Raw genomic sequence first — 20312 nt, 5'->3', positions numbered from 1 at the left:
CAACCATGAGCGACGACTTGGTGAGCAGGCATCGGGCGGTCATGCCGAACTGGCTGGCGCTGTACTACGACGAGCCGATCGAGATCGTGAGCGCCAAGGGCAGGCGGGTCACCGACTCGGCAGGGAAGACCTACCTGGACTTCTTCGCCGGGATCCTGACCAACGCGATCGGCTACGACGTCGAGGAGATCTCTGGCGCCATCCGCGCGCAGCTCGACACCGGCGTGCTGCACACGTCGACGCTGTACCTGATCCGCAAGCAGGTCGAGCTCGCCGAGCAGATCGCGGAGCTCTCGGGCATCCCGGACGCCAAGGTGTTCTTCACCAACTCGGGGACCGAAGCCAACGAGACCGCGCTGATGCTGGCGACGCAGTTCCGCCGCAGCAACCAGATCCTGGCGATCCGGAACTCCTATCACGGCCGGGCATTCGCCACGATCGGCATCACCGGCAACCGCGGCTGGTCGGCGAGCTCGCTTTCGCCGGTGAAGGTCAGTTACGTGCATGGCGGCTACCGCTACCGCGGACCGTTCGCCGGATACTCCGACGCGGACTACATCGCCGCCTGCGTCGACGACCTGCGCGACATCCTGCAGACCACGACGTCCGGGGACGTCGCCGCGATGATCGTCGAGCCGATCCAGGGCGTCGGCGGGTTCAACGTGCCACCGGACGGCCTGCTCGCCGGGTTCAAGGAGGTGCTCGACGAGCACGGCATCCTGTTCATCTCCGACGAGGTCCAGACCGGGTGGGGACGCACCGGGGAACACTTCTGGGGCATCCAGGCACACGGCGTCACCCCGGACGCGATGACGTTCGCGAAGGGCCTCGGAAACGGGCTCGCCATCGGTGGCGTCATCGCGCGCGGCGACCTGATGGACTGCCTGAACGCGAACTCGATCTCGACCTTCGGCGGGAACCCGGTGTCCACCGCGGGCGCGAAGGCGACGCTGGACTACCTGCTGGACCACGACCTGCAGGGCAACGCGGCCAAGCTGGGCGACAAGCTGCTGAACGGCTTGCGTGACATCGCGAGCCGCTACGACGTCGTCGGGGACGTGCGCGGCAAGGGCCTGATGATCGGCGTCGAACTCGTCGAGCCCGGCGGCAAGGAGCCGAGCCCGCCCGCGGCCGGGGTCGTGATGGAAGCGACGAAGGCGCGCGGACTGCTCGTCGGCAAGGGCGGGCTGCACAACAACGTGATCCGCCTGGCGCCGCCGATGACGCTGACCGACGAAGAAACCGACGAGGCACTGGAAATTCTCGGTGAGTCGATCGCACGGGCACACGAGGAGCGCACCAAGTGACACGACGGATCAGCCACTGGATCGACGGGAAACCGTTCTCGGGTATCGCCGAACGTTCGGGGGACGTCTTCGACCCCGCGACGGGCGAGGTCGCCGCGAAGGTCGATTTCGCTTCCCAGGACGAGGTTTCCGAGGCCGTCGCGGCCGCCAAGCGCGCGTTGCCCGGGTGGCGCGGGACCTCGCTGGCCGGTCGCACGCGGGTGATGTTCGCGTTCCGCGAGCTGTTGGCGGCGCGCCGGGACGAGCTCGCCAAGATCGTCACCAGCGAGCACGGCAAGGTCGAGTCCGACGCCGCCGGTGAGATCGCGCGAGGGCTCGAGAACGTCGAATACGCCTGCGGCGCCGCGCAGCTGCTGAAGGGCGGCTTCAGCGAGAACGTGTCGACCGGCGTCGACGTCTACTCGATCGCCCAGCCGCTCGGTGTCGTCGGGGTGATCTCGCCGTTCAACTTCCCGGCCATGGTGCCGTTGTGGTTCGTGCCCAACGCGATCGCGTGCGGCAACACCGTCGTGCTCAAACCGAGTGAGAAGGACCCGTCCGCGGCCAACTTCATCGCGGAACTGTTCGCCGAGGCGGGGTTGCCTGACGGCGTGCTCAACGTGCTGCACGGGGACAAGGTCGCCGTCGACGGGCTGCTGGAGCATCCCGACGTCAAGGCGATCTCGTTCGTCGGGTCGACGCCGATCGCGCGGTACGTCTACGAAACGGGCACCCGCAACGGAAAACGCGTCCAGGCGCTCGGCGGGGCGAAGAACCACATGATCGTGCTGCCCGACGCCGACCTCGACCTCGCCGCCGACGCGGCGGTGTCGGCCGGGTTCGGTTCGGCGGGGGAGCGGTGCATGGCGGTGTCGGTGCTGGTCGCGGTGGGCCCGGCCGGCGACGAGCTGGTCGGCAAGATCACCGACCGGATGACGGCGTTGAAGGTCGGCGACGGCCGCAACCCGGAGTCCGAGATGGGCCCGCTGGTCACCGCCGCGCACCACGCGCGCGTCGAGTCCTATGTGGATGCCGGGGTGGCGTCCGGCGCGACGCTCGTCGTCGACGGACGCGGCGTCGAGGCGGACGGCGGCGAAGGCGGGTTCTGGCTCGGCCCGACCCTGTTCGATCACGTGCGCCCGGAGATGTCGATCTACACCGACGAGATCTTCGGCCCGGTGCTCGCGGTCGTGCGCGCCGAGGGCTACGACGAGGCACTGGCGCTCATCAACGCCAACCCCTACGGCAACGGCACCGCGATCTTCACCAACGACGGCGGCGCGGCCCGGCGGTTCCAGAACGAGGTCGAGGTCGGCATGGTCGGCGTCAACGTGCCGATCCCGGTGCCGGTGTCGTACTACTCGTTCGGCGGGTGGAAAGACTCGCTGTTCGGCGACTCCCACGCCTACGGGCCGGAAGGCTTCCACTTCTTCACCCGGACCAAGGTCGTCACGTCCCGCTGGCTCGACCCCTCTCACGGCGGCGTCAACCTGGGCTTCCCGCGCAACTCCTGACGCCGGTCAGGCGAAATTGCGTATTCGGAAGTACAGGCCCAGTGGGGTGTCGCCGAGTCGGGCCGTCCGGGGCGCGCCGGTCGAATCCGTATAGGTGACCAACTGGGTGAGGATCCGGTTGGCGTCGAGGTTGTCGGACTCTTCGAGCGGCCACAGGTTTTCGTAGGCGTCTTCTCCTCGCCACTGCAGATCTCGGACGTGATCGGCCTCCTTGGTGCCCCAGGCGTACCCGTGCGCCCTCAGCAGCCTTCTGAACTGGTCCTGCTTGACCTTGCCCCGAACCCGTTTCACCTCGACCCTCGGCCACGGTTCACCGCCGATCTTCGGATAAAACTTGCTGCTGGGCGAAACCCCGATCTCGATCCGCGGAGTGCCGCGGCTGTCGGTGGTGGCCTCGCGACGCACATCCGCGAATTTTGCGGTGTTGGGCACGGTCAGCCAGCGGGGCCGGATGAAGAAGTACTGCTGCCCGCCCAGGGTGATCGACGCCGGGTAGAGGCCCGGCGGTTTGTACCAGGTCATCGGAATCGGATCGGCGCTCGTCCGGCCGGTCGGTGGCCGCCCACCGGGCGCGGCGGGCGCGCCAGGCCCTCCCGGGGCTCCGGTGAGATGCGCCTGCGTGGTGGCCGCCGTCAGCATTTCCCTGACGACGCCGATGACGTCCAGCGTCTGCTCGGTGAGGGTCACGTCCGTCACCTGCGGGCCGCCGCTGTCGTAGTGCAGGTCGAGCTTCGTGCCGATGGTCCAGTTCTTGTCGAACCGTGCCAGGTTCCAGTCCCGCCGCCAGGTCGCGCCGAGCAGCCCGGCTTCCAGGAACGCGGCGAGGTTGAAGTGGAGCGCGAGGGTGAGGCTGGCGGACTTGGCATCCCGGAAGTGGTACTGGTGGCCCGAACCGTAGATCCCGACCCGATCATGGAAGCGCAGTTCGGCCTCCACCTCGGCGTCGGCGCCGAGCCCGGCCCCGATCTTCGCGATGTCGAACAGTTTCGGGACCGAGGCCACGGCTTCCAGCGCGGCGCCCAGGTGCAGACGTCCCCCGAACCGGCCGGACACGTCGAGGTCGGCGAGGCCGCGGAACTCGGTGGATACCCGGGCGACGTCGTCGAGCGTCCGCGGCAGTCCCTGCAGCAGGATGAACGGGTTGTTCAGGGCGATCTCGTCGGCCTGCTCGCGCGAAACGCCGACCTGTATGTTGCGCAGCCAACCTTCATAGCTGCCGGTCAAAGCGGCGTCGGCTCCGGCGGATCCACGCACGTCCACGGAGACGCCAAGCTCGGGGATCAGCAGCGCGGAGAGCAGCCTCGCCTCGGCTGCCTTGGCCAGTACCGGTTTGACGAACCCCCGGGTCGGCAGGAAGTTCCAGTCCGGTAGGTGGCCGACGAGCTCGCCGATCCGGCCCTGCCGGATTTGTGGGGGCTCGGGCTCAGCGGGTGCCGCGGAAACCGTCGGGGGCGTCGACACCCCACCAGGTACGCCGGCGTCCTTCGGTCCGTCGTCCGTGTCATGGCCCAGGTCGTCACGCTGGACCATGACACCGACGGTTCCCGCGGACGCCGGCCCGCCGAGGTGCGCCTCCCGTTCCGCAGGGTCGCTCCGTCTGCTGACCTTCAGATCGGTGCCCGGTGCGACACCGCCTGGCCGGGCGCCCTGCTGGATGACGTGCGTGAGTTCGTGGGCGAGCAAGCGCTGCCCGGCGGCCGAACCGGGCGCGTACTGGCCCGCGCCGAACACGACGTGCGGCCCGACGGTGTAAGCACGTGCGCCCACAGCCTCGGCGGACTCGGCGGCGCGGGCATCGGTGTGCACGCGGACCTGACTGAAGTCGTGTCCGAAGCGTAAAGTCATCGCCGCTTCGGTCTCCTCGTCCAGCGCCTCCCCTGGCGAGCGCACGACCGAGCCGACGATGGGCGGCGCGTTCCGGGGGGTGTTTTTCGGGTGGGTATGACCTGCTCGTGTCATGCCTTCTCCTCGGTCGCCGCTGAGAGCCCGTAATCTTTCCGGCAGGCCGTCACCGCGGCGTCACTTCGGCGTCAGCGTGCCCGCTGGAGTGCCGGGAACGCGGAAGTCCGTAAGCTCGTTGTGAAGGCTTGTGGGACGAGCGTGCGCGGACGGAGGTGCGAGGGTGGCCAACTCGGAAGAGCGACGCTTCGAGGTGTTGCGCGCGATCGTCGCCGACTACGTCTCCAACCAGGAACCCGTCGGGTCGAAGGCCATCGTCGACCGGCACAACCTGGGTGTGTCCAGCGCCACTGTCCGCAACGACATGGCGGCGCTGGAAGAAGAGGGCTACATCACCCAGCCCCACACCAGCGCCGGCCGGATCCCGACAGACAAGGGCTACCGCCTCTTCGTCGACAAGATCGCCGAGGTCAAGCCGCTGAGCTCGGCCGAGCGGCGCGCGATCACGAACTTCCTCGACAGCGGCACCGACGTAGACGACGTCCTGCGGCGGTCCGTCCGGCTGCTCGCGCAGCTGACCAGGCAGGTCGCCGTCGTCCAGTACCCGATGATGACGAACTCCACGGTCCGCCACCTCGAAGTCGTCCCGCTCACCCCGGCGCGGCTCATGCTGGTGCTCATCACCGACACTGGGCGCGTCGACCAGCGCATCGTCGACCTCGGCGACGTCGTCAGCGAGCAGTCCGTCGGCAGGCTTCGTGCCCTGCTGAACTCCGCGCTGGCCGGCCGCAGGCTGTCCGAGGCCGCGGTCAACGTCGCCGAACTGCCCGACTCCTCGCCCGGTGAGCTGCGCGACGCGCTCATCCGCATCTGTACCGTGCTGGTGGAGTCGCTGGTCGACCATCCGGAGGAACGGCTCGTCCTCGGCGGCACCGCGAACCTGACCCGCAACGTCTCGGACTTCCCCGGATCGCTCCGGCAGGTGCTCGAAGCGCTCGAGGAACAGGTCGTCGTCCTGAAGCTGCTGGCCGCCGTCCGCAACCCCGGTGCGATCACGGTGAGCATCGGTGAGGAAAATGAGGACGAGCAGATGCGCAGCACGTCGGTGGTGTCGATCGGATACGGCATGGACGACCTGCTGCTCGGCGGGATGGGGGTCGTCGGGCCGACCAGGATGGACTACCCGGGCACGATCGCGGCGGTGCGCGCCGTGGCGAACTACGTAGGGCAGATCCTGTCCGCCAGGTGAGGCCGGGCGCGGCACACAGAGCGCCGTGAACAGGGCAAATGTCCTAGGAACAGCGCAAATGCTCTAGGAACAGCACAGAGGAGAAGGCAAGACGGTGGCGAGGGACTACTACGGCACTCTCGGGGTGGCCAAGAACGCGACCGATCAGGAGATCAAACGCGCCTATCGCAAGCTCGCCCGCGAGCTGCACCCGGACGTCAACCCGTCCGACGACGCGCAGCACAAGTTCGGTGAGGTCACGACCGCCTACGAGGTGCTGTCGGACCCGCAGAAGCGCAAGGTCGTCGACCTCGGTGGCGACCCGATGGACAGCGGCCGCGGGGGTGGCGGCGGCGGAGGTGGCGACCCGTTCGCCGGCTTCGGCGGGCTCGGCGACATCATGGACGCCTTCTTCGGCGGCCAGGGCGGTGGTGGCGGCCGGGGACGAGGTCCCCGCAGCCGCGTCCAGCCCGGTGCCGACGCGCTGATCCGGCTGAGCATGACCCTCGAGGAATGCGCCACCGGCGCGGACAGAGAGATCGCCGTCGACACCGCGATCGTCTGCGACCTGTGCCGCGGCGCGGGCACGGCGCCCGGCGCGACGGTTCAGACCTGTGACACCTGCGGCGGCGCCGGCGAGATCCAGTCGGTGCAGCGTTCCTTCCTCGGCCAGGTCGTCACGGCCCGGCCGTGCCCGGTGTGCCGCGGGTTCGGCGAAGTGATCACCGACCCGTGCCGCCAGTGCGGTGGCGACGGCCGCGTGCGTGCGCGTCGCAACGTCACCGCGAAGGTCCCGCCCGGTGTCGGCGACGGCATGCGGATCCGCCTGTCGAGCCAGGGCGAGGTCGGCCCCGGCGGCGGCCCAGCGGGCGATCTCTACGTCGAGATCGACGAGGAGCCGCACGAGGTTTTCGTCCGCCAGGGCAACGACCTGCACTGCAACTTCCGCATCCCGATGACCACGGCCGCGCTCGGCGCGAGCGTGCCCATCGAGACGCTGATCGACGGTGACTACGAGCTCGACGTCGAGCCCGGCACCCAGCCGGCCACGGAGCTGGTGCTCACCGGCAAGGGCATGCCGCGGCTGCGTTCTTCGGGCCGCGTCGACGGCCGCGGCGACCTCCACGTGCACATCGACGTCGTGGTGCCGACCAAGCTCGACGACACCCAGCGGGAACTGATGCGTCAGCTCGCGAAGGAACGCGGCGAGGAGGTGCCGACGCTGGCCAGCAACGGCACCAAGCACGGTGGCCTGTTCTCCAAGCGGCGCACCAAGAACCACCGCTGACGCAGTGCCGGAGACCACCCTGCCGGTCTTCCTCGCCGACGAGCTGCCCACCGCAGGTGAGGCACTACTCGAAGGCGAGGAGGCCCGGCACGCCGCCACCGTCCGTCGCATGCGCGTCGGCGAACGCCTCATCCTTTCCGACGGCGAAGGTGAGCTGGCCCGCTGCGTGATCACGGCCGTCCAGACGGGCCGCGACGCGTCCGTGCGGCTCGACGTCGAAGAGCGGTGGACCGAACCAGCCCCCGCGCTGCGGGTGGTCGTCGCCCAAGCGCTGGTCAAAGGCGACCGCGGGGAACTCGCCGTCGAACTCGCCACCGAAGCCGGAGCGGACGCGGTCCTGCCCTGGCGCGCAGCCCGCAGCGTCGCCCGCTGGGAAGACGGCGCCCGCGGCGACAAAGCCCTCGAACGCTGGCGCGCCACCGCCCGCTCGGCCGCCAAACAGGCCCGCCGCGGCCGCGTCCCCGAAATCCCCGGCCCCGTCGGCACCGCGGCCCTCGTCGACCTGATTCGCGCCTCCGCGGTCACCCTCGTCCTCGAATCCGGCGTGGCCGAGCGACTTGCCGATGTCGCACTACCGGACAGCGGAAACCTCATCCTCGTCATCGGCCCCGAGGGCGGCATCACCGACGACGAACTCACCACCTTCACCGAAGCCGGCGCCACCCCCGTCCGCCTCGGACCCACCGTCCTCCGCACCTCAACCGCCGCCGCCGTCGCCCTTGGCGCACTCGGCGCCCTCACCACCCGCTGGACCTGAGCCAGACTGAGAAAACCACCAGGAAAATTCGCGCCCAGTTATGGCGTGATCACGCTCCGACCGGTTACCCTTGTTAACAACGGTGAAACGTGGCAGCCGACCAGCGGATTGATCAAGATACAGAGCAGATCAACACAACGCGGTCGGGCAGCAACCACAGATCCCCGCCGGGCGCCTCCCCCTCAGCCCGGCGGTGCCGCGGAGGCGGTGGAGCCACCCCCAGGGTTCCACCGCCCCGCCTCACCTCCTCGTCGTGTCTGCTCGACGCTGTCGCGTCTTCGCAGGCGGGAGGTTCGGCCTGTCTTGGGGGCCGAGCCCCCAAACCCCCACGGTGCGGCACGTAGCTGTTGGCGGGCGTGGTGACGTCCAAAGCGCCTGGCTCAGGGGATCCCTGGTACGAATGGGAACGGGCGCGGCAAGTCTCAGCAACCACATCAGCCACATCAGTACCGCTGGTACCACCGCGTGACGGGGGTGGCGCTCGGATCCGCTCCGCGAACCCATTGCTGGCCACCACGTGCGTGTACGTCACCGCGCGTCGGGCCGGGTCAGTGCGTCGGCGGTGATGCTCACGTGGTCGGCGAGGAGCTCGGCGGCGGTGTCGGCGTCGCGCGCCAGGGCGGCCTCCTCCAGGCGTCGGTGGTCGTCGACGTAGTCGCGGTCGAGGGTGCGGTGGCCGGACCAGCGGCGGGCCAGTTGGCTTGCCGTCCACATCCTGTCGAAGGAATCCAGCAGCACCGAGTTGCCGCAGACGTCGAGCAGTGCCCGGCGGAAAGCGCCGTGGGCGGCTGACCAGGCAGCGTTCACCGACCCATCCGCCAGGTACACCTGAGTACGGGCCAGCCGGTGGTGCGCCGCGCGCACGCGGGCCTCCCATTCGACGTCGCCACGCTCGATCGACATGCGCAGCATGGCCGGCTCGACTGTTCGGCCTGGCCGAGACCGACGAAGGCGAGGCCGCTCGGCGTCACCGCAGCCGTTAGGGTTCGAGGATGAGTGACGCGGCGGAGACGTTGTTTGAGCGGATCGTGGCGGGGGAGATCCCGTCGGACGTGGTGTTCGAGGACGAGGTGACGTTCGCGTTCCGGGACCTCAACCCGCAGGCCGCCGTGCATGTGCTGGTGGTGCCGAAGAAGCGGTATCGCAATGTGGGCGAGTTGGCGGCGGCGGATCCGGGGTTGCTGGCGGCGGTCGTGGCGACGGCCAAGACGGTCGCGGAGCTCGAGGGAATTCTGGAGTCCGGGTACCGGGTCGTGTTCAATACCGACGCCGATGCCGGGCAGACGGTTTTCCATGTCCACGCCCATGTCCTCGGCGGCGAGCAGCTCGGGTTCTTCGGCAGCCACGCCCCGTGAGTACCCCCGGGCGGTAAACCGGACTGCGCTCGGACCCCCGAAACCGCTAGCATCGAGGAGTCCGCTCTTACGACAGCATCAGCGATCGCGCAGAAAGCAGGCCCGAAAGCACGTGGCCGGTACTCCACAGGGTGGAGCCGCCCGAGCCGACGTCCCCAAGGGCGTCGCGACTCAGTCGGCGCAATCCAAATTCCCCATCCCCGAAGCCGCCGCGCTCACGCTGCTCGGATCCCGCGACGAGAACCTCCGCGTCGTCGAGGAACTGCTCGTGGCTGATGTGCACGTCCGGGGCAACGAAGTCACTCTCACCGGCATCCCGGCCGACGTGGCGTTCGGCGAGCGCGTGTTCGCCGAGCTCGTCACGCTCGCCGGACGAGGCCAGCCCGTCGGCCCGGACACCGTCCGCCGCACCGTCGGGATGCTCTCCACCGGCGACTCCGACTCCCCGGCCGACGTCCTCAGCATGGACATCATCTCCCGCCGCGGGAAGACGATCCGCCCCAAGACGTTGAACCAGAAGCGGTACGTCGACGCGATCGACGAGCACACCATCGTGTTCGGCATCGGCCCAGCCGGTACCGGCAAGACGTACCTCGCCATGGCGAAGGCCGTCCAAGCGCTGCAGGCCAAGCAGGTCACCCGCATCGTGCTGACGCGTCCCGCCGTCGAAGCGGGCGAGCGGCTCGGGTACCTCCCGGGCACGCTCAACGAGAAGATCGACCCGTACCTTCGGCCGCTCTACGACGCGCTGCACGACATGGTCGATCCCGAGACTATCCCGCGGCTGATGCAGGCGGGCACGATCGAGATCGCCCCGCTGGCGTACATGCGTGGACGCACGCTCAACGACGCGTTCATCATCCTCGACGAGGCGCAGAACACCACCCCCGAACAGATGAAGATGTTCCTCACCCGGCTCGGATTCGGTTCCAGCATCGTGGTCACCGGCGATATCACCCAGATCGACCTGCCCAACGGCCAGAAGAGCGGGCTGCGGGTCGTCCGGGACATCCTCGACGGCGTCGACGGGCTCCATTTCGCGCAGCTGACCAGCCAGGACGTCGTTCGGCATCACCTGGTCGGGGACATCGTCGACGCCTACGAGAAATACCAGGCCCGCCAGGACGCCGAAGAGGCCACGGGCTCGACGGGTGGCTGGAAGGGGCGTCGCTGACGCGCTGTTTAATACCGCTGATGTGTTTTTCTCAGCAGAGGCGGCGTCAGATACCGCTATCGCATTTTCTTACCGCGGAGGCGGAAACAGTTTGAGTATCGAGATCGCCAACGAGTCCGGGGTCGGGGTCGACGAGACGTCGATCGTGTCGGCCGCGCGGTTCGCGCTGGACAAGATGGAAGTCAGCCCGCTGGCCGAGCTGTCGGTCATGCTCGTCACCCTCGAGGTGATGGAAGACCTCCACGACCGGTGGATGGACCTCCCTGGCCCGACCGACGTGATGGCCTTTCCGATGGACGAGCTCGACTCGTCGCGCCGTCCCGACGCCGCGGACCCGTCACCGGCGCTGCTCGGCGACATCGTGCTGTGCCCGGCGTTCGCCAAGGACCAGGCCAAGACCGCCGGCCACGGGCTGATCGACGAGCTGCACCTGCTCACCGTGCACGGCGTGCTGCACCTGCTCGGCTACGACCACGCGGAGCCCGCCGAGGAACGTGAGATGTTCGGCCTGCAGAACCGGATCCTCGCCGAGTTCCAGGCCGCCACCGTCGCCGTGCAGCGCCAGAGTGCGCAGCGCAGCGCGGACGACAGGCTGCTGGGGACGGCCGGGCTCGACGCGCCGGCCGGCGAAGATGTCGAACCCGCCTGAGCTCTCCGAGTTCGCTGATGGGTAGCGCCGCGCAAGCCGTCTCGCAGCTCGAGACAACCGTCGCGGGTGGCGGCGCCGATTCACCGACGCTGCTGGTCATCGCCGTCGCGCTGGTGCTGCTCGCCGGGGTGTTCGCCGCGGCGGACTCCGCGGTCAGCACGGTTTCGCTGGCCCGTGTCGAAGGCCTTGTCCGGCTGGGCAGGCTCGGCGCGCGCCAGCTGACGATGGTGATCGCCGAACGCCGCCGCCACATCAACCTGCTGCTGTTGCTGCGGATGGGCTGCGAGCTGACGTCGACCGTGCTGGTCACGGTCGTGTTCCTGCGGTGGGTCTCCCCGGTGTGGCTCGCGCTGCTCGTCGTCGCGGTGGTGATGGTCGTGGTGAGCTACGTCCTGATCGGCGTCGGCCCGCGCACGATCGGCCGCCAGCATCCGTACCGCGTCGGCACGCTGGTGGCCGGTCCGGTCCGGATCCTCGGCAAGGTGCTGGGCCCGCTGAGCAGGCTGCTGATCGTCGTCGGTAACGCGATCACCCCCGGCGCGGGTTTCCGCGAGGGCCCGTTCAGCACCGAGGTCGAGCTGCGGGAGCTGGTCGACCTGGCGCAGGAACGCGGGGTCGTCGAGGACTCCGAGCGCGAAATGATCCACTCGGTGTTCGAGCTGGGGGACACCGTGGCCCGCGAGGTGATGGTGCCGCGCACCGAGATCGTCTGGATCGAGCAGACGAAGTCCGTGCGCCAGGCCCTGGCGCTGGCTCTGCGCACCGGGTTCACGCGGGTGCCGGTGATCGACGACTCCGTCGACGACATCGTGGGCGTCGCCAATATCAAGGACCTGATGTCGGTGTACCTGACCGAAGGCGGTGCCTCCCGCCAGGTCAAGGAGCTGATGAACCCGGCGAGTTACGTGCCGGACTCGAAGCGGCTCGACGAGCTCCTCAAGGAGATGCAGCACTCCCACAACCACATGGCCATCGCTGTCGACGAGTACGGCGGCACGGCCGGGCTGCTCACCATCGAGGACGTGCTCGAGGAGATCGTCGGCGAGATCACCGACGAGTCCGACACCGACGAGCGGCCGCCGGTGGAGATCCTCGACGACCGGTCCGTGCGGGTGTCGGCCAGGCTCGGCATCGACGACCTCGGCGAGCTGTTCGGGATCGAGCTCGAAGACCACGACGTGGAGACCGTCGGCGGCTTGCTGGCCGAGCGGCTGGGCCGCGTCCCGCTGCCGGGTGCCGAAGCCGAGGTCGCCGGCCTGCGCCTGCACGCCGAGGGCGGCAAGGACCGGCGTGGCAGGATGCGGATCACCACGGTCGTGGTGCACGCCTCCGACGACCGGATCTCGGGCCGCCGCATCCGGGTCCAGTCCGCCGACGAAGACAACTGACCGACCGTGACACCTAGGAGCGACCATGCTTGAGCTCGATCCTGAAGACCAGAAGATCGTCACCCTGGCCCGGTCGGCACGAGCCCGCACCCAGGCGGCCGAAGGTGCGGCGGTCCGGGACACCGACGGCCGCACGTACGCGGCGAGCACGGTGGACCAGCCGTCGTTCCAGCTCACCGCGGTGCAGGCGGCGATCGCGGCCGCGGTGTCCAGCGGTGCCGAGGGCATCGAGGCGGCCGCCGTCGTCAGCTTGGCGCCGCTGGTGCAGGAGTCGTCGGTGCAGGCCGTCCGCGACCTGGCGAAAACCGCGCCCATCTTCCGGGCCGACCCCTCGGGCACGGTCCTCGACGTCCTGCGCTGAGCCACACCGCCCGGCCAGGCAGCGCGGCCATCAGCGAGAATGAGCGGATGACCACGCCCCTGCCACCGCATCGCTCCGGCTTCGCCTGTTTCGTCGGCCGCCCCAACGCCGGCAAGTCGACGCTGACCAACGCGCTCGTCGGCAGCAAGGTGGCGATCACCTCCAGCAAGCCGCAGACCACCCGGCACGCCATCCGGGGCATCGTGCACCGCCCCGACGCCCAGTTGATCCTGGTCGACACCCCCGGCCTCCACCGGCCGCGCACGCTGCTGGGCCAGCGGCTCAACGACGTCGTGCACTCGACCTGGTCCGAAGTGGACATCGTCGGATTCTGCGTGCCTGCCAACGAGAAGATCGGCCCGGGGGACCGGTTCATCGCCGCCGAGCTGACCAAGATCGCCAAGCGGACGCCGATCGTCGGGGTGGTCACCAAGACCGACCTCGTCAAGCCGGAGCAGATCGCCGAGCAGTTGCTCGCCCTGCAGAAGGTAATGGAGTTCGCCGACCTCATCCCGGTGTCCGCGGTGGACAACTTCCAGGTCGACGCCCTGAAGGACCTGCTGGTGAGCAAGCTCCCCGAGGGGCCGCAGCTCTATCCCGGCGGCGACCTCACCGACGAGCCCGAGCAGACGCTGGTCGCGGAGCTGATCCGGGAGGCCGCGCTGGAAGGCGTCACCGACGAACTGCCGCACTCCATCGCCGTGACCGTCGAAGAAATGGTGCCGCGTGAGGGCCGCGACGACATGATCGACATCCACGCCTTCCTCTACGTCGAGCGCCCGAGCCAGAAGGGCATCATCCTGGGGCACAAGGGCGAGCGGCTGAAGAAGGTCGGCATCGAGGCGCGCAAGCACATCGAAGCGCTGCTGGGCACCAAGGTCTACCTCGATCTGCACATCAAGGTCGCGAAGGAATGGCAGCGCGACCCCAAGCAGTTGCGGCGCTTGGGTTTCTAGTCCGTCATCGACGCTGGGGGAGGGACGCGCATGCGCTGCATCGTGTTCATCGTGGTGAAGCTCGCGATCATCGGCACTTCGTTCAGCCGCATCACGCCGTGAACACGTTCTCGACCGTCTACACGGGAGTGCCCGCCCGCGGCTTCGGCGGGCGGATGCGCGCGCTGAGCGCACCGCTCGCGGTCGCCGGCGGCGCGGGGGTCTGCTGTGTGGCGGTGCTGCTCGGCGACCCCACCACCCCCGGCGGTCCGCTCCCGGTGTGTCCCACCAAGGCGTTGTTCGGCATCGACTGCCCCGGCTGCGGCGGCATGCGGATGGTGTACAGCCTGCTGCACGGCGACATCCGGGCCGCGCTGCACTACAACGCGCTGTCGCTGGTAGTCCTCCTGCTGCTCGGCTGGAGCGCCGTCGCGTGGACCGTCGGCCGGTTGCGGGGGCGTCCGGTGGGCACCTGGCTGCAGTGGCGTTGGACCCCCATCGTCTTCGTGATCGCGTTCGCGGGCTGGTTCGTTGTGCGGAATCTGCCGTTCGCACCCTTCAGCGGATTGTTCGTCTGAGGCGGAACCCCGGCCGGCCGGATTGCGTCCAACCGCGGCCAGGCGGCCGGGGCTCGCCTGACGGTGGCTCGCCTCACCAGACCAGGTACGCTCCCGCGCACCGGGCTGTCCTTTGCGCCGTGATCACGTAAGTTCAGACCGGGTACCCGCGGGGTGTGCGGGTGCGACGAACAGCAGCAAGGGGGGATTCGGGTGACTCGTAACCATGGCCGGGGGCGTTCTGGCCGGCGGTACGTCGTCTCCGCGTTCTTCCACTGGGTGACCGGCCTTCCAGCATCTGACCTCCATCGCGTCTTCGCCGCGATCGACCCGACCAAGAGGAACCTTCGATGACCAACCCCTACGGGCAGCAGCCGCCCTACGGGCAGCAGCCGCCCTATGGACAGCAGCCGCCCTATGGACAGCAGCCGCCCTATGGACAGCAGCCGCCCTATGGCCAGGGCCAGCCGCCCTACGGCCAGCAGCCGCCGTATGGCACGCCCGCCGGCGGGATGCCGTCCGGTGGGATGCCGGCGCCGTACGGCCAGCCCGCTCCCTACGGCCAGCAGGCGCCGTATGGCATGCCCGGCGGCGGGATGCCGGGTGGCATGCCCGGTGGCGGCCAGGAGATCAAGGACTACAAGGGCTGGGCGATCGGCTGCATCTTCCTGATGTGGATCATCGCGATCTTCGCCATCATCAAGTCCAACGAGGTCAACACCTACAAGATGCAGGGCAACTACGCCATGGCGCAGCAGGCCTCGCAGACGACGAAGACGCTGTGCCTGACCGCGACGATCATCGGTGCGGTCGGTTGGGCCTTCTTCCTGATCTGGATCATCTTCTTCGCCTTTGCCGTCAGCACGGTCCACTGTTACGGCAGCTACTGCTGATCGAGGGTCGTTACCACCGGATGTCGGCCGATAGTGGGACGATGTCCTGGTGGTGAACCTGTATCGCGACACCGGGGTGGTGCTGCGTACGCACAAGCTGGGTGAGGCCGACCGGATCATCACCCTGCTGACCCGGCGGCACGGCAAGGTCCGTGCCGTCGCGAAGGGCGTGCGCCGCACCTCGTCGCGGTTCGGCGCCCGGCTGGAGCCGTTCGGCCATGTCGACGTGCAGTTCTACAGCGGCCGCACCCTCGACGTGATCACCCAGGTGGAGACAGTCGACGCGTTCGCGCTGCCGCTCGTCGCGGATTACCAGCGCTACACCGCGGCCAGCGCGATCGCGGAGACGGTCGACAGGCTGGCCGCGGAGGAGGGTGAGCCCTCGCTCCGGCTGTACCTCCTGCTCACCGGGGCGCTGCGGGCGCTGGCCGCTGGGCAGCGGGACGCCTCACTGGTCCTCGACGCGTTCCTGATGCGCGCGATGGCGTTCGCCGGCTGGGCGCCGGCCATCAGCGAGTGCGCCCGCTGCGGCGCCCCGGGGCCGCACAACGCGTTCAGCGTGGCCGCCGGCGGGTCGATGTGCACGAACTGCCGGGTGCCCGGGAGCGTGCACCCCGCGCCCGAGGTCCTGCTGCTGCTCGAGGCGCTGCTGCACGGCGACTGGGACGTCGCCGAGGCTTCTCAGCAGGGCTCGAGGCGGGACGCGAGCGGTCTGGTCGCGGCCCATCTGCAATGGCATCTGGAGCGCCAGCTGCGCTCGCTGCCCCTGGTGGAGAGGCGTGCCCGGGATACGCCCGTACCCGGCAAGTAGGGTCGGACCCGTTGTGGTTGCCGGATAGCGGAGGTAAGCGGGTGTTACGCAGGGGACGCGAGGTCCAGGCGTTGTCGCCGATCGTGAAGACCCGGGACCCGGAGCCGCACGAGTCCGGTGCGAGACCCCCCGAGATCCCCGCCGAGCTCGTGCCCCAGCATGTCGCGCTGGTCATGGACGGCAACGGCCGCTGGGCCAACCAGCGGGGCCTGCCGCGGATCGAGGGCCACAAGCGCGGCGAAGCGGTGATGATCGACGTCGCCAGCGGCGCGGTCGAGATGGGCGTCAAGTGGTTGTCGGTGTACGCCTTCTCGACGGAGAACTGGAAGCGGAGCCCCGAGGAAGTCCGCTTCCTGATGGGATTCAACCGGGACACCATCCGGCGCCAGGTCGACTATCTCGGTTCGATCGGGGTCCGCATCCGCTGGGCAGGCCGACGGCCGAAGCTGTGGGCGAGCGTGATCAAGGAACTGCAGGTCGCCGAAGAGCGGACCAAGGGCAACACCGCGCTGAACATGACGATGTGTGTCAACTACGGCGGCCGCGCCGAGCTCGGTGACGCCGTCCGCAAGATCGCGCAGCTCGTCGCCGAGGGCAAGCTCAACCCCGACAAGGTCGACGAGCGGACCATCGCGAAATACCTGTACCAGCCGGAAATGCCGGACGTGGACCTGTTTCTGCGGCCCTCGGGCGAGCAGCGGTCCTCGAACTTCATGCTGTGGCAGTCGGCGTACGCCGAGTACGTCTACCAAGACACCCTGTTCCCGGATTTCGACCGCACGCACCTGTGGCGCGCGTGTCTGGACTTCGCCAAGCGGGACAGGCGGTTTGGCGCTGCCGTCGATGCTTCAGCCGCTTCAGCCGCGGCCGTAGTGAATTCGGAAGGCACCCCGTGACGAACGAAGCAGCCGAAACCGCGGCGCTGCTGACGCTGGCCAGGGAGTCCCTGGAGCGTTATCTCGAGGTCCACGTCGACGATGACGGCGCGTTGACGTTCTCGCACGCGGACGTGCCGTGCGTCATCCAGGCGACCCGGCTCGCCGAGGGCCTGAACGTGCTGAGCCTGACCTGCGTCGTGGCGTGGGACCTGCCCAAGGACCAGGGCATCGCCGCGTCGGCCGCTGAACGCGCTGGTCAGGGCCTGTTCGGCACGCTCGGCGTGGTGCACACCGACCGTGGGCTGGACATCACGCTGCGCTACGCGTTCCCGGCGCAGGGAATGGACCCGGTGCCGCTGGGTACGCTGCTGATGCTGGTCATCTCCACGGCGTCGCAGCTGCGCACGGACCTGCTGGGCAGCGTCGCCAGCGAGCCGGAAACGACCGAAGACACCCCCTGACGCAGGCACTTTTGTACTTTTGTGCCCTGGTTGAAGTCTCAACGAGGGCACTTTTGTCCAAGAGTGCCCTCCGTCGTGTCGGTGGGCCGTGGGCGATCGCAACTCGCCGTCGAGTTGCGGTCATCGGCTGGGACCGCTCTGGTCCGCCGTTCCGCCGAGAGCGAAATACCCTTACGAGACGTACCGGTCGTGCTGTGTGCGGTTCGGAGACCGACGGGCCTGCCTGGCATCATCACTGCTCGTGGGACTCAAACCGGAAACAGCCACCCGGCCAGGGAAACGGGCGGGGCGCGCGCGGATCACCTCGATCGAGGTGCTGTGCGCGATCTTGCTGATCGCGATCCTGGCGCAGGGCTGGCTGCAGAACGTCTTCGACGTGCCCGCGCTGCGCACCGGGGCGACGGTGTTCGTCGCGGTCTGCGTGCAGGCGTTGCCGTTCCTCGTCCTCGGCGTGCTGATCAGCGGCGCGATCGCGGCGTTCGTGCCGGCCCATGTGCTCGAGAAGGTGTTGCCGCGTAAGCAGAATGTCGCGGTCGGGGTGGCGGGTCTCGCCGGGGTCGCGCTGCCGGGCTGCGAGTGCGCGTCGGTGCCGGTGGCCCGCCGGCTGATCGGTCAGGGGGTCGCGCCGGCGGCCGCGTTGACGTTCCTGCTGGCCGCACCCGCGGTGAACCCGGTGGTACTGGTCGCCACGGCGGTCGCGTTCCCCGGGCGCCCGGAGATGGTGCTCGCCCGGTTCCTCGGCTCGCTAGCCACCGCGATGGTGATGGGCTGGATCTGGGCGCGCTGGGGCAAGCTGTCGTGGATCACCGAGCGCGCGCTGCGCCGTATGCCCGACGTCGAGCCCGGCGACCGGTGGAAGACCTTCGTCGAAACAGCGCGGACCGACCTGGTCGAGGCGGGCGGTTTCCTGGTCCTCGGCGCGCTCATCTCGTCCGCGCTCGGTGTCCTGGTGCCGCAGCGGTGGTTCGGCCTGCTCGGACATCAGCTGGTGCTGGGCGTGCTGGTGATGGCGGTGCTCGCAGTGGTGCTCGCGTTGTGCAGCGAGGCGGACGCGTTCGTCGCCGCTTCGCTGACGGCGTTGCCGATGTTGCCGAAGCTCGTGTTCCTGGTCGTCGGCCCGGCGATCGACGTCAAGCTGTTCGCGTTGCAGGCGGGCACGTTCGGCCGCGCGTTCGCCGTCCGGTTCGCACCGGTCACCTTCGTGGTGGCCACGATCTGCGGGGTCGTCACCGGCCTGCTGGTGCTGGGGAGTGGTTCGTGAAACGGGAAACCCAGAACATCCTGCTGATCCTGCTGGGTGGCGCGCTGCTGAAGATCGCGATCAACGGCGACTACCTGCGGTACGTGAAACCGTCCCAGCAGCCGTGGGTGATCGCCGGCGGCGCGGTGATGCTGCTGTTGGGCTCGATCGCGATCGGCCGCGACCTGGCGACCGCGCGCCGCGCGTCGGCCGGGGCGCGGGCCCACGCGCACACCAATGCTCACACTGACGATCACACTGACGATGGCCACGGGCACAGCCACACCGTGCGGTCGGCGTGGCTGCTGATGGTGCCGGTGCTGGCGGTGTTCCTGGTCGCCCCACCCGCACTGGGCGCCGACTCGGTCGTCAGAACGACGTCCAGGGCCCCGCAGGGCGCCGCGGCGATGCAGGCCGCCACCTTCCCGCCGCTCCCGGGCGGCGCCGTGCTGCCGATGTCGGTCAGCGCCTTCGTCGCCAGGGCCGGCTACGACCGCAGCGGCGCGCTGAACGGCCGAACGGTCACGCTGTCCGGGTTCGTCGTTCATTCGGGCGGGGACACGCTGCTGGCCAGGATGGTGATCAGCTGCTGCGCGGCCGACGCGTACCCGGTCACCGTGCGCCTGCGGGGCGACGATTCGGCCAGGTTCGCCAGCGACGCGTGGGTCGGCGTCACCGGGCAGGCCGTGCCCGACACCGCGAACCCGGGCAACAGCTACACGCCGGACCTCACCGTGTCGGACATCCACGCCCTCACCGCCCCGCAGGACCCGTACGAGTACTGAGCGCTGCCACTAGGGTCTCGGGCGTGGACTACGGATGGCTGTTGCTGGGAATCCTCGTCGTGATCCTGATCGGGATGCAGAGTTCGGCGGGAGCGGGCCGCAAGATCCAGCGGGTGGAGCGCAAACTCGACCAGGTGGAGCGCAAGCTCGACGCCGTCATCGAACATCTCGGCCTCGATGTGGCCGCGCCTGGACTGCCGCCACTGCCGCGGCTGGAGCCCGGCCTCGACGAGGTTCACGAATTCCTTCGGCAAGGGCAGAAGATCCAAGCCATCAAGGCGTATCGCGAGAGCACTGGCGCCGGTCTCAAGGACGCCAAGGAAGCCGTCGAGCGGATCGCCGGAGAGCGCTGAACCGTGCTTGAGCGCACACGAAATGCGCTCGGACGGGCGTGAAGTGCACGCGGACGCGCGTGGGGCGCGTTCGGGTCAGTGGCGGTCGCAGATGCCGACGATCTCGACGGTGTGGGAGATCTCCGAGAAGCCGTGGGCCGAGGCGATCTTCTCCGCCCAGCGCTCGACGGCGGGGCCTTCGACCTCGACCGTCCGGCTGCAGACGCGGCAGACGAGGTGGTGGTGATGGTGTGCCGAGCAGCGCCGGTAGATCGCCTCGCCGGAGCCGGTGCGCAGCACGTCGATCTCGCCGGCTTCGGACAGCGACTGTAGCGTGCGGTACACCGTGGTGAGGCCGATGCCGTCGCCACGTTTGCGCAGCTCGTCGTGCAGTTCCTGGGCGGAGCGGAAGTCGTCGACCTCGTTGAGCAGCTCGACGACGGCGGCGCGCTGCTTGGTGGCCCGGCGGCCCGGTACCGGTGCCGAGCCACGGGCCGTGGCGGAACTCGCCGAACTCATGG

Annotated in this window: 22 protein-coding genes; 19 read left to right on the top strand and 3 right to left on the bottom strand. The window is 69.0% G+C overall.

Annotation, left to right across the window (positions count from 1 at the left end; genetic code table 11):
* The first annotated feature begins 5 nt into the window (after positions 1 to 5).
* Together JWQ81_RS25715 and JWQ81_RS25710 are read left to right on the top strand one after the other, a co-directional pair.
* Positions 6 to 1307: an aspartate aminotransferase family protein gene (locus tag JWQ81_RS25715; protein WP_297545366.1), complete on the top strand. Its 1302-nt coding sequence runs from the start codon at positions 6 to 8 to the stop codon at positions 1305 to 1307.
* Positions 1304 to 2800, top strand: coding sequence for a CoA-acylating methylmalonate-semialdehyde dehydrogenase (locus JWQ81_RS25710; RefSeq protein ID WP_297545364.1), 1497 nt, complete (start codon positions 1304 to 1306; stop codon positions 2798 to 2800). Before JWQ81_RS25715 ends, JWQ81_RS25710 begins: the two co-directional genes overlap by 4 nt.
* Positions 2801 to 2806: 6 nt before the next feature.
* Here JWQ81_RS25710 and JWQ81_RS25705 read toward each other — a convergent pair whose 3' ends face one another.
* Positions 2807 to 4759 (bottom strand): DUF4157 domain-containing protein, encoded by a 1953-nt coding sequence (locus tag JWQ81_RS25705; RefSeq protein ID WP_297545362.1) that lies wholly within the window; start codon positions 4757 to 4759, stop codon positions 2807 to 2809.
* Between the two features lie 163 nt (positions 4760 to 4922).
* Here JWQ81_RS25705 and hrcA point away from each other — a divergent pair, with 163 nt between their 5' ends.
* From hrcA to JWQ81_RS25690, 3 genes are all read left to right on the top strand, one after another.
* Positions 4923 to 5948 carry a heat-inducible transcriptional repressor HrcA gene (gene hrcA, locus JWQ81_RS25700; protein ID WP_297545360.1) on the top strand — a complete coding sequence of 342 codons (1026 nt, stop codon included), beginning with the start codon at positions 4923 to 4925 and terminating at the stop codon, positions 5946 to 5948.
* A 94-nt stretch (positions 5949 to 6042) separates the two neighbouring features.
* Positions 6043 to 7215 carry a molecular chaperone DnaJ gene (dnaJ, locus tag JWQ81_RS25695; RefSeq protein ID WP_297545357.1) on the top strand — a complete coding sequence of 391 codons (1173 nt, stop codon included), beginning with the start codon at positions 6043 to 6045 and terminating at the stop codon, positions 7213 to 7215.
* 4 nt (positions 7216 to 7219) lie between these two features.
* Positions 7220 to 7972, top strand: a complete 753-nt coding sequence (locus JWQ81_RS25690; RefSeq protein WP_297545356.1) for a 16S rRNA (uracil(1498)-N(3))-methyltransferase — start codon at positions 7220 to 7222, stop codon at positions 7970 to 7972.
* Between the two features lie 528 nt (positions 7973 to 8500).
* Here JWQ81_RS25690 and JWQ81_RS25685 read toward each other — a convergent pair.
* Positions 8501 to 8875 carry an FCD domain-containing protein gene (locus JWQ81_RS25685; protein WP_366942336.1) on the bottom strand — a complete coding sequence of 125 codons (375 nt, stop codon included), beginning with the start codon at positions 8873 to 8875 and terminating at the stop codon, positions 8501 to 8503.
* 89 nt (positions 8876 to 8964) lie between these two features.
* Here JWQ81_RS25685 and JWQ81_RS25680 point away from each other — a divergent pair, with 89 nt between their 5' ends.
* The 14 genes from JWQ81_RS25680 to JWQ81_RS25615 all read left to right on the top strand — a co-directional run bounded on the left by JWQ81_RS25680 (position 8965) and on the right by JWQ81_RS25615 (position 19812).
* Positions 8965 to 9327, top strand: a complete 363-nt coding sequence (locus JWQ81_RS25680; RefSeq protein WP_297545354.1) for a histidine triad nucleotide-binding protein — start codon at positions 8965 to 8967, stop codon at positions 9325 to 9327.
* A gap of 112 nt (positions 9328 to 9439) precedes the next feature.
* Positions 9440 to 10501 carry a PhoH family protein gene (locus tag JWQ81_RS25675; RefSeq protein WP_297545352.1) on the top strand — a complete coding sequence of 354 codons (1062 nt, stop codon included), beginning with the start codon at positions 9440 to 9442 and terminating at the stop codon, positions 10499 to 10501.
* 91 nt (positions 10502 to 10592) lie between these two features.
* The gene (ybeY, locus tag JWQ81_RS25670) at positions 10593 to 11150 is read left to right on the top strand and encodes an rRNA maturation RNase YbeY (protein WP_297545350.1); all 558 of its coding nucleotides are present in this window, start codon (positions 10593 to 10595) and stop codon (positions 11148 to 11150) included.
* A gap of 17 nt (positions 11151 to 11167) precedes the next feature.
* On the top strand, positions 11168 to 12538 hold the full coding sequence (locus JWQ81_RS25665) for a hemolysin family protein (RefSeq protein ID WP_297545348.1): 1371 nt from the start codon (positions 11168 to 11170) through the stop codon (positions 12536 to 12538).
* Between the two features lie 25 nt (positions 12539 to 12563).
* A complete protein-coding gene (locus JWQ81_RS25660) occupies positions 12564 to 12899 on the top strand; it encodes a cytidine deaminase (RefSeq protein ID WP_297545346.1) in 336 nt (111 codons plus the stop codon).
* 47 nt (positions 12900 to 12946) lie between these two features.
* The gene (gene era / locus JWQ81_RS25655; protein WP_297545344.1) at positions 12947 to 13855 is read left to right on the top strand and encodes a GTPase Era; all 909 of its coding nucleotides are present in this window, start codon (positions 12947 to 12949) and stop codon (positions 13853 to 13855) included.
* Positions 13856 to 14010: 155 nt separating this feature from the next.
* A complete protein-coding gene (locus tag JWQ81_RS25650) occupies positions 14011 to 14412 on the top strand; it encodes a DUF2752 domain-containing protein (protein ID WP_297545398.1) in 402 nt (133 codons plus the stop codon).
* Between the two features lie 329 nt (positions 14413 to 14741).
* The gene (locus JWQ81_RS25645) at positions 14742 to 15284 is read left to right on the top strand and encodes a CD225/dispanin family protein (RefSeq protein ID WP_297545342.1); all 543 of its coding nucleotides are present in this window, start codon (positions 14742 to 14744) and stop codon (positions 15282 to 15284) included.
* A 49-nt stretch (positions 15285 to 15333) separates the two neighbouring features.
* Positions 15334 to 16095, top strand: a complete 762-nt coding sequence (recO, locus tag JWQ81_RS25640) for a DNA repair protein RecO (protein ID WP_297545341.1) — start codon at positions 15334 to 15336, stop codon at positions 16093 to 16095.
* A gap of 41 nt (positions 16096 to 16136) precedes the next feature.
* Entirely contained in the window at positions 16137 to 16991 is an 855-nt protein-coding gene (locus tag JWQ81_RS25635; protein WP_297545339.1) for an isoprenyl transferase, read from the top strand.
* Entirely contained in the window at positions 16988 to 17434 is a 447-nt protein-coding gene (locus JWQ81_RS25630; protein WP_297545336.1) for a hypothetical protein, read from the top strand. The genes JWQ81_RS25635 and JWQ81_RS25630 overlap by 4 nt, the downstream gene beginning before the upstream one ends.
* Before the next feature lie 241 nt (positions 17435 to 17675).
* The gene (locus tag JWQ81_RS25625) at positions 17676 to 18695 is read left to right on the top strand and encodes a permease (RefSeq protein WP_297545334.1); all 1020 of its coding nucleotides are present in this window, start codon (positions 17676 to 17678) and stop codon (positions 18693 to 18695) included.
* Positions 18692 to 19459 carry a TIGR03943 family protein gene (locus JWQ81_RS25620; RefSeq protein ID WP_297545332.1) on the top strand — a complete coding sequence of 256 codons (768 nt, stop codon included), beginning with the start codon at positions 18692 to 18694 and terminating at the stop codon, positions 19457 to 19459. The genes JWQ81_RS25625 and JWQ81_RS25620 overlap by 4 nt, the downstream gene beginning before the upstream one ends.
* Positions 19460 to 19482: 23 nt before the next feature.
* Positions 19483 to 19812 carry a ribosomal protein L7/L12 gene (locus JWQ81_RS25615; protein WP_297545330.1) on the top strand — a complete coding sequence of 110 codons (330 nt, stop codon included), beginning with the start codon at positions 19483 to 19485 and terminating at the stop codon, positions 19810 to 19812.
* Between the two features lie 75 nt (positions 19813 to 19887).
* Here JWQ81_RS25615 and JWQ81_RS25610 read toward each other — a convergent pair whose 3' ends face one another.
* On the bottom strand, positions 19888 to 20310 hold the full coding sequence (locus JWQ81_RS25610) for a Fur family transcriptional regulator (protein ID WP_297545396.1): 423 nt from the start codon (positions 20308 to 20310) through the stop codon (positions 19888 to 19890).
* Positions 20311 to 20312: the final 2 nt, after the last annotated feature.

The sequence above is a fragment of the Amycolatopsis sp. genome, from assembly GCF_025464955.1.
Classification (GTDB): Bacteria; Actinomycetota; Actinomycetes; order Mycobacteriales; family Pseudonocardiaceae; genus Amycolatopsis.
The sequence above is the reverse complement of the archived record's forward strand: the minus strand, read 5'-3'. Positions and strand labels throughout refer to the sequence as shown.

Excerpts from the sequence above, each read along its gene's own strand:
- JWQ81_RS25680 (WP_297545354.1), top strand. The coding sequence starts at position 8,965 with ATGAGTGACGCGGCGGAGACGTTGTTTGAGCGGATCGTGGCGGGGGAG.
- era (WP_297545344.1), top strand. The coding sequence starts at position 12,947 with ATGACCACGCCCCTGCCACCGCATCGCTCCGGCTTCGCCTGTTTCGTC.
- JWQ81_RS25705 (WP_297545362.1), bottom strand. The coding sequence starts at position 4,759 with ATGACACGAGCAGGTCATACCCACCCGAAAAACACCCCCCGGAACGCG.
- JWQ81_RS25660 (WP_297545346.1), top strand. The coding sequence starts at position 12,564 with ATGCTTGAGCTCGATCCTGAAGACCAGAAGATCGTCACCCTGGCCCGG.
- JWQ81_RS25665 (WP_297545348.1), top strand. The coding sequence starts at position 11,168 with ATGGGTAGCGCCGCGCAAGCCGTCTCGCAGCTCGAGACAACCGTCGCG.
- JWQ81_RS25685 (WP_366942336.1), bottom strand. The coding sequence starts at position 8,875 with ATGTCGATCGAGCGTGGCGACGTCGAATGGGAGGCCCGCGTGCGCGCG.
- JWQ81_RS25645 (WP_297545342.1), top strand. The coding sequence starts at position 14,742 with ATGACCAACCCCTACGGGCAGCAGCCGCCCTACGGGCAGCAGCCGCCC.
- JWQ81_RS25715 (WP_297545366.1), top strand. The coding sequence starts at position 6 with ATGAGCGACGACTTGGTGAGCAGGCATCGGGCGGTCATGCCGAACTGG.
- JWQ81_RS25650 (WP_297545398.1), top strand. The coding sequence starts at position 14,011 with ATGCGCGCGCTGAGCGCACCGCTCGCGGTCGCCGGCGGCGCGGGGGTC.
- JWQ81_RS25610 (WP_297545396.1), bottom strand. The coding sequence starts at position 20,310 with ATGAGTTCGGCGAGTTCCGCCACGGCCCGTGGCTCGGCACCGGTACCG.